This window comes from Pseudomonas sp. AK-TSAG1-1, assembly GCF_056821665.1.
Genome location: NZ_CM165965.1, coordinates 4,309,177 through 4,321,411, shown reverse-complemented (window position 1 = coordinate 4,321,411; position 12,235 = coordinate 4,309,177). Strand labels below are relative to the sequence as shown.

Below are 12,235 nucleotides of genomic sequence, written 5' to 3'. Positions count from 1 at the left end.
TGTTAATGTGACATCAATGCCTGTGTATGGCATTTTGTTGGTGATTTGTGCGGGGATCAAGATTCACCATGAACAGCCGATAACCCCTCTTAGTGAATTCATCAGAACAAGCCCAGGAGTCATTGATGGCCGGCATTCTCGACACGGTAGACCAACGCACGCAACTGGTGGGTGAGAATCGCCTGGAAATTCTCATGTTTCGACTGGCCGGACGCCAACTGTTCGCGATCAACGTGTTCAAGGTTCAGGAAGTTCTGCAACTGCCGAAGCTGACCCTGATGCCCCAGCGCCACCCGTTTGTCTGCGGCGTGGTCAACCTGCGTGGCCAGACGCTGCCGGTGATCGACCTGTCCCAGGCGATCGGCATGCGTCCGCTGGTACCGGGTCCCAACAGCACGATTATCGTCACCGAGTACAACCGTTCAGTGCAGGCCTTCCTCGTCGGTGGCGTGGATCGCATCGTCAACATGAACTGGGAAGCCATTCTGCCGCCGCCGACCAGCGCCGGGCGCCAGCATTACCTGACTGCGATCAGCAAGGTCGACGAGCAATTGGTGGAAATCGTCGACGTCGAGAAAGTCCTCGCCGAAATCGTCCCGTACAACGCCAAGGTCTCGCGCGACAAGCTGGATGATCCGGTGCTGGAGCGTGCCCGTGGCCGTGAAGTGTTGCTGGTGGATGACTCTAACGTCGCGCTCTCGCAACTGCGTGACACCCTCGGCCAGCTCGGGGTGAAAATGCACATTGCCAGCGATGGTCTGAAAGCGCTGAACATGCTCAAGGCCTGGGCCGATACCGGCGTGAACATGACCGACAAGTTGTTGATGGTGTTCACCGACGCGGAAATGCCGGAAATGGACGGTTACCGCCTGACCACCGAGATCCGCAACGACCCGCGTCTGCGTGGCCTGTACGTGGTGTTGCACACCTCGTTGTCCGGCAGCTTCAACGACTCGATGGTCAAGAAGGTCGGCTGCGACAACTTCCTCTCCAAGTTCCAGCCGGACAAGCTGGTCGATGTGGTGCGCCAGCGTCTGATGCTTGATGAAGTGCCGGCCTGATCACAACGTCTTGCAGGAGTGAGCCTGCAGTGTTTGTTCTTTGATTCGCGAATAAAGCTCGTATAGGGTGGCGTTTTCATCCTCCAGGGAGCTGGCCATGCTGCGTCTGAGCGCGCTTTATCGTTACCCGTTGAAATCCGGCAAACCCGAGATTCTGCAATCGATTGGTCTGGATAAACTGGGCCTTGAAGGCGACCGCCGCTGGATGCTGGTGGACGAGGCCAGCGGGCGCTTTCTGACCCAGCGGGCCGAGGCGAAAATGAGCCAGCTGTCGGCGCTGTGGAATGCGCAGGGCGGCCTGACCCTCAGCGCGCCAGGGCACGCGGCGCTGGATGTGCCGTTGCCCGAGCAGGATACTGACACCGGCCTGCGCGGCGTGACCATTTGGCGCGACACCTTGCGCGTACCGGATGCCGGTGACGCAGCGGCTCGTTGGGTCAGCGATTTCATTGGCAAACCCACCCGGCTGGTGCAGGTGCCACTGAACCGCGCCCGCATGACTCAGGACGGCTATGGCCGCGACGACGATCAGGTTGCGTTCGCCGATGGCTTCCCGTTGTTGCTGATCGGCGAGGCGTCCCTCCAGGATCTTTCGCAAAGGGTCGGGCGTTCGCTGGAGATGCTGCGCTTTCGGCCCAATCTGGTGATCGAAGGCAGCGCGCCGTTCGCCGAGGATGGCTGGAAGCGGATCCGCATCGGTGATGTCGAGTTTCGGGTGGTGAAGCCGTGCTCACGGTGCATTCTGACCACCATCGACCCGCAGACTGGCGAACGCAGTGCTGATCGCGAACCGCTGGCTACCTTGCAGAAATACCGTGCCCAAGCCGATGGCGCAATGTTTGGCCAGAACCTGGTCAACGACAGCAATGGTCACTTGGAAGTCGGGATGCCGGTGGAAGTCCTCGAGTAACCGTTCCTGAAATGAAAATGCCCGTGTCCTTCGACACGGGCATTTTTTTGCACCGGAAAAACCTGCAGCGTCAGCCGCGGTATTCGCACAGGTAAGCAGTGTCGACGGCGACTTTCAGCTGGAACTTGCTGTTGGCCGGTACGTTGAACTGGCTGCCGGCGGCGAAGGTTTCCCAGTCGCTGCTGTCCGGCAGTTTGACGGTCAGTGCGCCGGAGACCACGTGCATGATTTCCCGTTGGCTGGTGCCGAATTCGTACTCGCCCGGGGCCATGACGCCGATGGTCGCCGGACCTTCAGCGGTGCCAAAAGCGATCGACTTGACGGTGCCGTCGAAGTACTCGTTGACTTTGAACATGGGCGATTCCTCTCGAAAAGGGCAAAAAAGGGTTAAAAAAGGCTGGCCAGTATGCACAAGGCTCCTGGCGCCGTCACCTGCCCGGGGCGTGTCCGGCAAGTTCCCGCCCTGACTCTAGAGTGGCAATACCAGCGGCAACAATCGCGCGGTATTGCGCGCATCCTCCAGGGCTCGATGCTGCTGACCGCTGAACTGCATGCCAGCCAGTTGCAGCGCCCCGTTCAGCCCCAACGGCCGCTCCAGGCGCCGGGCCTTGGCAAAGCGCTGTTTGAGGTTCATGTGCGGCACCCGGCTCAACACGCTGTCGAGTTGCAGGCGCTGCCATTCCTGAAGCAATTGCTTGCGGTCGTAGTCACCCCAACTGGCCCAGCCTTCGAGGCGCGTCTGGTGTTGGCCGAGCCAGCGTTCGAAGGCCGGCCAGACCTCGGTCAACGGCTGCGCGGCGTCGATATTCGCCTGGGTGATGTGCGTGAGCTCACGGCAGAATGCCGTCAGCAACGGCCGCCGTGTCGGTTTGACGAAGCGCTGAAAGTGATCCTGCTCACGACCGGCACGATCGACCAGCGTGGCGCCGATTTCGATGATTTCCATTTCCGTAACCGGCCAGCCACCTTCATCCGTGGTGGCTTCCAGATCAATGACCAGCCAATGGGGCATCGCAGGTTTCCTGATTTACGCGTCCTGATAGATCAGAGCGTAGTCAAACCTCGCGTTTGCGCTTGGTGACTCACTCGACCTGCAACAGAACCTGACGATTTTTTACCTGATCGCCGACCTTGACCTGCACCCGCTTGAGCACGCCGTCAATGCCGGCCTTGAGCGGGTGCTCCATTTTCATTGCCTCCAGCACCACCAGCAGTTGACCCTTGCTGACCGGGCTGCCTTCGCTGACCAGCACGTCGACGATAGCACCGTCCATCGGTGCCTTCAGCGTGCCGGAGCTGACGCTGCTCTGACTGCTGATCAGTGCATGAGTTCGATCCTCCAGCCGCAGGTTGCCGGGGCGGGTGAACAGCCAGAGTTGTCCGCTCTCCAGCCGATAGGCGTGACGCTGGCGCAGGCCGTCGATTTCCAGGGTCAGCGAGCGCTCGTTGCAATCGATAATGTTCAGCGCCAGCGAGCGCTCCATCACGTTCACGGTGAAGTGGCCATCGCTGTCCGCCAGCAGTTGCAGCGTCCAGTCCTGTTCTTCAAGGCCAAGGCGGTAATTGAGCGGCGCCCCGGCATTGTTGCGCCAACCCTTGAGCGGCGCACGATGGGCCTGCGCGCCAGACTGATAAAACAGCACGGCGGCGATGGCCAGTTCCTCGGCACCGGGCACGTAGGCGTGCAGGCAAGCGTGGTCGGTGAAGTGTTGGGCGATGAACGCGGTACTGAATTCGCCGCTGATGAACTGCGGATGTTGCAGCAGGCTGCCCAGCAAGCGCTGATTGCTTTGTACGCCGAGCAGCACGCTGTCTTGCACCGCGCGCAGCAGCTTGCGCCGCGCCTCCTCGCGGGTGGCGCCGTGGGCGATCAGCTTGCTGAGCATCGGGTCGTAGAACGGGCTGATCGACTGACCTTCGAGCAGGCCATGATCGATCCGTGCGCCCGACGTCAAGACCGGTTCCCAGGCCTGAATGCGCCCGGTCTGCGGCAGGAAATCCTGCGTCGGGTCTTCGGCATACAGGCGTACTTCCATGGCGTGGCCGCTGAGCGTGACCTGATCCTGGGTCAATGGCAGCGGCTGCCCCTCGGCGACTGCGAGTTGCCAGGCGACCAGGTCCAGCCCGGTGATCAGTTCGGTGACGGGATGCTCGACCTGCAGACGGGTGTTCATTTCCAGAAAGTAGAATTGCCCACGGGCGTCGAGCAGAAATTCGACGGTGCCGGCACCTACATAATTCACTGCACGGCCAGCCTTGAGCGCCGCTTCGCCCATGGCCTGACGCAACGCTTGAGTCATGACCGGGCAGGGGGCTTCCTCGATGACTTTCTGGTGGCGCCGCTGCACCGAGCAATCGCGTTCGCCCAGATAGACCAGATTGCCGTGGCTATCGCCGAACAATTGCACCTCGACGTGTCGCGGTTCGATCAGCGCCTGTTCGAGGATCAGTTCGTCACTGCCGAAGCCGTTCAATGCCTCGGAGCGCGCCGTACGCAATTGCGCCGGCAACTCATCGCGGCTGTGCACCAGACGCATGCCGCGTCCGCCGCCCCCGGCGCTGGCTTTGATCATCAGCGGATAGCCAATGCGTTCGGCTTCACGCAGCAAGGTCGCGTCGTCCTGCGCGGCGCCTTGATAGCCAGCGATGCACGGTACACCGGCGTCGAGCATGGCGATTTTCGACAGGCGCTTGCTGCCCATCAGCTCGATGGCGTCGGCACTGGGGCCGATAAAAATCAGGCCGGCTTCTTCGCAGGCGCGGGCGAATCCGGCATTTTCCGAGAGGAAACCGTAACCGGGATGAATTGCGTCGGCACCGCTGCGGCGCGCGGCGTCGAGGATCGCCGGGATGTTCAGGTAGGACTGTTGCACCGGTGCCGGGCCGATGTTCACCGCTTGATCAGCCATCTGCACATGCAAAGCCTGGGCGTCGGCGTCGCTGAACACCGCGACGGTGCGATAGCCCAGGGCCTGGGCGGTGCGCTGGATGCGGCAGGCGATTTCACCGCGGTTGGCGATCAGGATTTTGTGGAGGGTGGGCATGGCTGTTTCCTCGGAATGTGCGGTGCTTATGCTGGCCTCTTCGCGAGCAGGCTCGCTCCCACATCTGGAATGCGTTGCTGCCCCTGTGGGAGCGAGCCTGCTCGCGAAGCTTTTCAGGTGGCCCACCCGGGTTTACGCTTTTGCACAAAAGCCATGGTGCCCTCGACCCCCTCGGCCCCGGTCACCGCCTCGCTGAACCACTGCGCCGCCTCGTCCAGCAATTCACTCGACGGTTGTCCGGCGCTGGCCAGCAGTAACTTCTTGGTCATGGCATTCGCCTCCGGCGCGCAACACAACACATGCTGCAGAACCTCATCGAGGCGCTCGGCCAGCGCTTGCGGATCCTGCTCGACAAAGTGCACCAGTCCCAGACGCCGCGCCTGATGCCCATCAAAGCGCGCAGCGGTCAGTGCCAGTCGGCGGGTCTCGGTCAGGCCGATGCGTTGCACCACGAACGGGGCGATCTGCGCCGGCAGGAGGCCGAGGCTGGTTTCCGGCAGACCGAACTGCGCCTGATGGTCGGCCATGGCGATGTCGCTGACACACGCCAGTCCGAACCCGCCGCCCAGCACCGCACCTTGCAACACGCTGATCAGCACTTGCGGCGCGTGCTGCGCCTCTTCCAGCAGCGCGCCGAAAGCGCGATTCAAATCACGGTAAGCATCGGCGCCCTGGGCGCGGGCGTTGGCCATGTCCTTGATATCGCCGCCGGCACAGAAATGCCCGCCGGCGCCACTGAGCACCAAGGCCCGGACACGGCGGTCATCTCTTACTGCGGCCAACACTGCACGCAGTTCGCTGACCATCTGCAGACTCATCGCGTTGCGGCTGTCCGGGCGATTGAGGGTGATGTGCAGCACGCCGCCATGCAGTTCCAGCAACAGCGTCTGGCAATCGGGCAGGGTGCTCATTTCTTTTTCCCCGGCAGGATGCCCATCAGTTTGCAGATGATGCCGAGCATGATTTCGTCGGCACCGCCGCCAATCGACACCAGCCGCACATCGCGATAGGCACGCGCCACCGGGTTATCCCACATGAAGCCCATGCCGCCCCAATATTGCAGGCAGCTGTCGCTGACTTCTCGGCCGAGACGCCCGGCCTTGAGCTTGGCCATCGATGCCAGTCGTGTGACGTCCTGGCCTTTCACGTACTGCTCGGTGGCCTGATAGACCAGCGCGCGCAGGCATTCGATTTCGGTTTGCAGCTCCGCCAGGCGAAAGTGGATCACTTGATTGTCGATCAGCGCATTGCCGAAGGTCTTGCGTTCCTTGCAGTACTCGATGGTGCTGTCGACGCAGTATTCCAGGCCCTTGATCATGTTCGCGGCGCCGAACAGGCGTTCCTCCTGGAACTGCAGCATCTGCATCATGAAACCGGCGCCTTCGTGGCCGATGCGGTTGCGCTGAGGCACACGCACGTTGTCGAAAAACACCTGGGCGGTTTCCGAGCTGCGCATGCCAAGCTTGTCCAGGTGCGAACTGAGGCTGATCCCCGGGGTGTTCATCGGCACCATGATCAGCGACTTGTTGATGTGCGGCTTGTCATCCGAGGTGTTGGCCAGCAGGCAGATGAAGTCGGCGCTCGGCGAGTTGGTGATCCACATCTTGCTGCCGTTGATCAGGTAATCATCGCCGTCTTTGCGCGCAGTGGTCTTGAGCCCGGCGACGTCGGAACCGGCACCGACTTCCGAGACCCCGATGCAGCCAACTTGCTCACCGCTGATGGCCGGGCGCAGAAACTCTTCGCGCAACTCATCGGAACCGAAGCGGGCCAGCGCCGGGGTGCACATGTCGGTCTGTACGCCGATGGACATCGGAATGCCGCCGCAATGGATGGTGCCGAACTCTTCGGCGGCGACAATCGAGTAGCTGTAGTCGAGGCCCATGCCGCCGAACTTTTCCGGTTTGGAAATCCCCAGCAGACCGAGGTCGCCGGCCTTGCGAAAAATCTCGTGGATCGGAAAACGCCCGGCCTTTTCCCACTCATCGACGTGCGGATTGATCTCGTGTTCGACGAATTGGCGGACGGTGCGGCGCAGTGCTTCGTGTTCCGGGGTGAAGATCATTTTTATTGTTCTCCTTGGGATCCGTGGCCGTCAGAAACGGCTGACGCCGAAGCTGTTGGGTTGCAGCGTGCGGATGTCGGCCTCGTGGCAGATATCCAGCAAGTAGCCGAGCAGGGTGCGGGTGTCACGCGGGTCGATCAGGCCGTCATCCCACAGGTTGGCGCTGCCGTAGAGCGCGGTGGACTGGCTGTCGAGTTTCTGCGCAGTGACCTGTTCGAGCATGTCGAGCATCTTCGGGTCCGGCACCAGTCCCTCCTTGAGCTGCTTGGCCTCGGTGACGATACGCAGCACCTTGCCGGCTTGCGCGCCGCCCATCACCGCCGTGCGGCTGTTGGGCCAGGCGAAGATGAACCGCGGATCGAGACCACGCCCGCACATCGCATAGTTGCCGGCGCCGTAGGAGCCACCGACGACGATGGTCAGTTTAGGCACGCGCGCATTGGCCACCGCTTGAATCAGTTTCGAGCCGTGTTTGATCACGCCTTGCTGCTCGGATTCGGTGCCGACCATGAACCCGGTGGTGTTGTGGAAAAACAGCAACGGTGTCTGGCTCTGGTCGCACAGCTGGATGAATTGGGCTGCCTTGCTCGCACCGGCCGGTGTGATCGGGCCGTTGTTGCCGATCAGGCCGCAGGCGCGGCCGTGGATTTTCAGTTGGCCGCACACGGTCTGTTGATCGAACTCGCCCTTGAATTCGAGAAACTCCGATTCGTCGGCGATTCGCGCAATGATTTCGCGCACGTCGTAGGGTTTTTTCGGGTCGTCGGGAATCAGCCCAAGCAGTTCGTCGATCGGGTAGAGCGGTGCCTTGTATTGCGGCTCCGGCAGCCACGGCAGTTGCTCGTTCCATGGCAGCATGCGCAGGATCTCGCGCACCAGCCGTACGCCATCGGCATCGTTCTCGGCCAGGTATTCGGCGGTGCCGGCAACCTGCGCATGCATCTCGGCGCCGCCCAGTTCTTCATCGGTGGCGACTTCGCCGGTCGCGGCCTTGAGCAGGGGTGGCCCGGCAAGAAACAGCTTGGCCTTGCCCCGCACCACCACCACGTAATCCGACAGCCCCGGCTGATAGGCGCCACCGGCGGTGGCCGAGCCGTGCACCACGGTGATCTGCGGCAGGCCCATGGCCGACATGCGCGCCTGATTGGCAAAGCTGCGTGCGCCTTCGACGAAGATCTCGGCGGCGTAGTTGAGGTTGGCGCCACCGCTTTCGGCGAGGGTGATCACCGGCAGTTTGTTTTCCTGGGCGATCTGTTGCAGGCGCAGGGACTTTTTCAGGCCGCTTGGCGAAATGGTGCCGCCCTTGATCGCGCTGTTGTTGGCCACCACCAGTGCGCGCACGCCGGACACGTAACCGATGCCGGCGATCAAGCCCCCGCCAGCGGCACTGCCGTCCTTGTCGTCGTGCAGTTTGTAACCGGCCAGGCTCGCCAGTTCGAGGAACGGTGCGCCGGGGTCGAGCAACAGGTTCAGACGTTCGCGGGGCAGCAGTTGCCCGCGTTTGTCGAATTTGGCCTTGGCTTCAGCGGCCTTGTTCAGCAGGTTCTGCTCCAGTTGCTGGACTTGCTCGATGGCCGAGAGCATCGCCGCGCGATTGCGGGCGAACGCTTCGCTGTGCGGATCGAGTTGGGACTGGATCTGCGGCATGGCTTACTCCTTGTCCTTGAGGACGTCGGGCAAGTACGCCCGATGGAAACCGTTGAACGACTGGCTGTGGCTCGCCTTGTGCAGCGGCCACGCGCGGCTGCCGAGGCTGGCCGCGCCATCGATTTTCAAGGTGCTGCCACTGATGAACGCCGCCGCCGGGCTGAGCAGGAAAACGATCGCCGCGCTGACTTCCGATTCAGTACCGATGCGCTTGAGCGGCACGTGTTCGCGCAACGTCGGAATCACCGCCTTGAACGCGCCTTCGTAGGTGTCCATGCCGCTGGAGGCGATCCAGCCCGGGGCCACTGCATTGACCCGCACTCCGGCGTAACCCCATTCGAAGGCGGCAGTCTTGGTGAAATTGTCCATGCCCGAGCGTGCCGCGCCCGAGTGCCCCATGCCGGGCATGCCGCCCCACATGTCGGCGAGCATGTTGACGATATTGCCGCCGTGCTTGCTCATCGACTGGTTGAACACTTCCCGGGCCATCAGGAAACCGCCGACCAGATTGGTCCGCAACACGGTTTCAAAGCCTTTCTGGTTGATCGAGGCCAACGGCGACGGGTACTGGCCGCCGGCATTGTTGACCAGACCGTGGATCGGCCCGTGTTCGGCGATCAACTCGCCGACCAATTGCTTGACTGCTTCTTCGTCACGGATGTCGCAGGCTTGCCAGTGGGCGCGGCCGCCGTCTTCGGTGATTTCGGCGGCGACCTTTTGCAGCTTCTCCGGCTTGCGCCCGACCAGCAGCACCGTGGCCCCGAGCGCCGCCAGTTCATGCGCAGTGCAGCGCCCGATGCCGCTGCCGCCACCGGTAACGATGATGGTCTGGCCGCTGAACAGATCGGCTTTGAAAATCGATTCGTAAGCCATGAAGCCCAACCTCTAGTCGAGTTGTTCGGCGATGCTCTGCGGCACCGGGATCTGGATTTCCAGCAGTTGCTGGGCGAAGGCTTTGCCCTGTGGGTCGATGCGCAGACTTGCGACACCGCCGCCACCGAGAGCGTTTTCCAGCAGAAAGTTCAGGCTGTGGGTGCCGGGCAGATACCAGCGTTCAACCCGGCCGTGGATCGGGTCGAGCACGTGGCGCATCCAGTCGACGAGCACCGCCGGGGTCAGCGCTTCGGCGATCCACGGCAGGTATTCGGGCCGGCGCGGCAATACGCCGATGTTGCTGTGATTGCCCTTGTCACCGGAGCGCGCCACCGCCAGTTTGACCAATGGCACACTGGCGTCGGCGCGGCCTTGGGGTTTGGACGGCTGGTCGGGGGTGGGCAGGTCGTGGCTGTCGAGCGGGGTCTGCGCGGGCAGGGCGCAGGGATGTCGCGCACCGGCCATGTCGATTTGCAGGGTGCAGGCGGTTTTATCGATCAGGAACGAGAACAGGCGAATCAGCGGGTACACCGTTGGCCGTCCGCCGACGATGCCGGTCAGCCCAGGCGCCATGCCGGTGGCGGCCTGAGCGATTTCCCGGGAGAACAGCACCAGCGCCTGTTTCTGTGGATGGCGCACGGCGAGTTTGATCACCACCTCGCGACTGTCTCGGCGCTGGCCGTGCGGGCCGTAGGTGGCTTCGCTGCCGAGCAGTTCGATGTCGACTTCGCTGTAGCCTGGCCAGCCGCGTTGGCTGAACATCTCGGATGTCTTGTCGATGATCGCCTGGCTGACGCGTCGCGCCTTGTCCACCGCATCGATGCCGGCGATCAGGCAACTGGCGGTGCAACGAAAACCGTCCGGCCAGGTGGCGCTGACCTTGTATTTGTCGCTGGGCGGCAAGCCTTTGGCGCCGTGCACATGCACGGTGTTTTTGCCTTGTTGCTGCAATTTGACCTGGGTGAAATCGCAGACCACGTCCGGCAACAGGTACGCCTGCGGGTCGCCGATTTCGTAGAGCAACTGCTCGCCGACGGTCAGTGGCGTCACCAGGCCGCCGGAGCCTTCGGGTTTGCTGACGATGAACTGGCCGTCGGCGCGGACTTCAACGATGGGAAAACCGATGTGTTCGTAATCCGGCACGTCGCGCCAGTCGGTGAAATTGCCGCCGGTGCACTGCGCGCCGCATTCGATGATGTGCCCGGCCAGTGCGGCCTGGGCGAGCTTGTCGTAGTCGTGCCACGCCCAGCCGAATTCATGCACCAGTGCGGCACTGACCACCGCGCTGTCGACCACGCGCCCGGTGATGACGATGTCGGCGCCCAGGCGCAGAGCCTCGACGATGCCCGGCGCGCCAAGGTAGGCGTTGGTCGACACGCACATTGGCGGCAGCGGCGTGCCGTTGAACATCTCATGGATGCCCTGAGAGGCGAGTTGCTTGAATTGCGGTTGCAGGTCATCACCCAGCAGCACGGCGATTTTCAGCGCCACGCCGGCCTTGTCGCAGGCCGCTTGCAGGGCGGCGGCGCAGGCCTGTGGATTGATACCGCCAGCGTTGCTGATGACGCGGATATTCTGTTCGGCCAGTTGTGGCAGCAGCGGGGCGAGCACCTCGATGAAGTCCCCGGCGAACCCGGCCTGAGGCTCTTTCAGGCGGGCGCCGGCCATGATCGACAGGGTGATCTCGGCGAGGTAGTCGAACACCAGATAATCCAGGCGCCCGCCTGCCACAAGCTGCGCGGCGGCGGTACTGGTGTCACCCCAGAATGCGCTGGCGCATCCGATGCGAACGGTGGTTGGCATTGTTATCTCCGACTCAGGAACCTGCGACAGAAGTGCTTGGAGGCTACCAAGCAAGCGCTTGGTTTGTAAACAGTAGAAATATCTTCTGCCCAAGCGCTTGCTTGGTCGCAGCCCGCGGCTTAAATTGCGCGCAACCCTGCGTGTTCAGGGGGGCAACAGACTGATCGACTGTAGGAGAGAACGGGTGGACGAGCAAAAAGCCCTGAGGGTCATGCGCGAACTGGTCGACCAGGGCCAGTTGACCGACCCTGACAGCGCCCGCGGCAAACTGCTGCAAGTGGCCGCTCACCTGTTTCGCAACAAGGGCTATGAGCGCACCACCGTGCGTGACCTGGCCGGGGCGGTGGGGATTCAGTCCGGGAGCATTTTTCATCACTTCAAAAGCAAGGACGAAATCCTCCGTGCGGTGATGGAAGAGACCATCCGCTACAACACCGCGCTGATGCGCGCCGCACTGGCCGACGCGACAAATGTGCGCGAGCGGGTGCTGGCGCTGATCCGCTGCGAATTGCAATCGATCATGGGCGGCAGCGGCGAAGCGATGGCGGTGCTGGTCTACGAATGGCGTTCGCTGTCCGAAGACGGTCAGGCCAAAGTGCTGGCCCTGCGCGATGTCTACGAAGACATCTGGCTGCAGGTGCTGGGCGAAGCCAAGGCGGCCGGATTTATCCGTGGCGATGTGTTCATAACCCGACGTTTTCTCACTGGCGCGTTGTCCTGGACCACCACCTGGTTCCGTGCCGGCGGCAGTCTGAGCCTCGATCAACTGGCCGATGAAGCGCTGATTCTGGTGCTCGAAGAGCGCTGATCCACTTTCTAACGGGTCGGGAAA

At 62.4% G+C, this 12,235-nt stretch carries 11 protein-coding genes; 3 read left to right on the top strand and 8 right to left on the bottom strand.

Features of this window, described 5'->3' with window-relative positions; translation table 11 throughout:
- Positions 1-125: 125 nt before the first annotated feature.
- Positions 126-1,061: a chemotaxis protein CheV gene (locus AC1UK9_RS19395; RefSeq protein WP_482578315.1), complete on the top strand. Its 936-nt coding sequence runs from the start codon at positions 126-128 to the stop codon at positions 1,059-1,061.
- A 97-nt stretch (positions 1,062-1,158) separates the two neighbouring features.
- Positions 1,159-1,971 (top strand): MOSC domain-containing protein, encoded by an 813-nt coding sequence (locus AC1UK9_RS19390; protein ID WP_025113181.1) that lies wholly within the window; start codon positions 1,159-1,161, stop codon positions 1,969-1,971.
- Between the two features lie 70 nt (positions 1,972-2,041).
- On the opposite strand, the gene ppnP is transcribed toward AC1UK9_RS19390, so the two are convergent.
- The 8 genes from ppnP to AC1UK9_RS19350 form a co-directional block, all read right to left on the bottom strand.
- Positions 2,042-2,326, bottom strand: a complete 285-nt coding sequence (ppnP, locus tag AC1UK9_RS19385) for a pyrimidine/purine nucleoside phosphorylase (RefSeq protein ID WP_007940055.1) — start codon at positions 2,324-2,326, stop codon at positions 2,042-2,044.
- A gap of 114 nt (positions 2,327-2,440) precedes the next feature.
- Positions 2,441-2,983: a 3'-5' exonuclease gene (locus AC1UK9_RS19380; RefSeq protein ID WP_025113182.1), complete on the bottom strand. Its 543-nt coding sequence runs from the start codon at positions 2,981-2,983 to the stop codon at positions 2,441-2,443.
- Between the two features lie 70 nt (positions 2,984-3,053).
- Positions 3,054-5,015: an acetyl/propionyl/methylcrotonyl-CoA carboxylase subunit alpha gene (locus tag AC1UK9_RS19375; RefSeq protein ID WP_473013158.1), complete on the bottom strand. Its 1,962-nt coding sequence runs from the start codon at positions 5,013-5,015 to the stop codon at positions 3,054-3,056.
- 113 nt (positions 5,016-5,128) lie between these two features.
- Complete coding sequence (locus tag AC1UK9_RS19370; protein ID WP_025113184.1) at positions 5,129-5,926, bottom strand: enoyl-CoA hydratase/isomerase family protein; 798 nt, start codon at positions 5,924-5,926, stop codon at positions 5,129-5,131.
- Complete coding sequence (atuD, locus tag AC1UK9_RS19365; RefSeq protein ID WP_473013156.1) at positions 5,923-7,080, bottom strand: citronellyl-CoA dehydrogenase; 1,158 nt, start codon at positions 7,078-7,080, stop codon at positions 5,923-5,925. Before atuD ends, AC1UK9_RS19370 begins: the two co-directional genes overlap by 4 nt.
- 30 nt (positions 7,081-7,110) lie before the next feature.
- Positions 7,111-8,727, bottom strand: a complete 1,617-nt coding sequence (gene atuC, locus AC1UK9_RS19360) for a geranyl-CoA carboxylase subunit beta (protein ID WP_482578314.1) — start codon at positions 8,725-8,727, stop codon at positions 7,111-7,113.
- Between the two features lie 3 nt (positions 8,728-8,730).
- Complete coding sequence (locus AC1UK9_RS19355) at positions 8,731-9,600, bottom strand: SDR family oxidoreductase (RefSeq protein WP_482578313.1); 870 nt, start codon at positions 9,598-9,600, stop codon at positions 8,731-8,733.
- Positions 9,601-9,612: 12 nt separating this feature from the next.
- A complete protein-coding gene (locus tag AC1UK9_RS19350; protein WP_473013153.1) occupies positions 9,613-11,403 on the bottom strand; it encodes an acyclic terpene utilization AtuA family protein in 1,791 nt (596 codons plus the stop codon).
- Positions 11,404-11,587: 184 nt separating this feature from the next.
- On the opposite strand from AC1UK9_RS19350, the gene AC1UK9_RS19345 reads away from it, so the two are divergent.
- Entirely contained in the window at positions 11,588-12,211 is a 624-nt protein-coding gene (locus tag AC1UK9_RS19345; protein WP_473013152.1) for a TetR/AcrR family transcriptional regulator, read from the top strand.
- Positions 12,212-12,235 lie beyond the last annotated feature (24 nt).

Bases quoted from the DNA above. Each gene is read 5' to 3' on its own strand.
- AC1UK9_RS19395 (WP_482578315.1), top strand. From the start codon at position 126: ATGGCCGGCATTCTCGACACGGTAGACCAACGCACGCAACTGGTGGGT.
- AC1UK9_RS19390 (WP_025113181.1), top strand. From the start codon at position 1,159: ATGCTGCGTCTGAGCGCGCTTTATCGTTACCCGTTGAAATCCGGCAAA.
- ppnP (WP_007940055.1), bottom strand. From the start codon at position 2,326: ATGTTCAAAGTCAACGAGTACTTCGACGGCACCGTCAAGTCGATCGCT.
- AC1UK9_RS19380 (WP_025113182.1), bottom strand. From the start codon at position 2,983: ATGCCCCATTGGCTGGTCATTGATCTGGAAGCCACCACGGATGAAGGT.
- AC1UK9_RS19375 (WP_473013158.1), bottom strand. From the start codon at position 5,015: ATGCCCACCCTCCACAAAATCCTGATCGCCAACCGCGGTGAAATCGCC.
- AC1UK9_RS19370 (WP_025113184.1), bottom strand. From the start codon at position 5,926: ATGAGCACCCTGCCCGATTGCCAGACGCTGTTGCTGGAACTGCATGGC.
- atuD (WP_473013156.1), bottom strand. From the start codon at position 7,080: ATGATCTTCACCCCGGAACACGAAGCACTGCGCCGCACCGTCCGCCAA.
- atuC (WP_482578314.1), bottom strand. From the start codon at position 8,727: ATGCCGCAGATCCAGTCCCAACTCGATCCGCACAGCGAAGCGTTCGCC.
- AC1UK9_RS19355 (WP_482578313.1), bottom strand. From the start codon at position 9,600: ATGGCTTACGAATCGATTTTCAAAGCCGATCTGTTCAGCGGCCAGACC.
- AC1UK9_RS19350 (WP_473013153.1), bottom strand. From the start codon at position 11,403: ATGCCAACCACCGTTCGCATCGGATGCGCCAGCGCATTCTGGGGTGAC.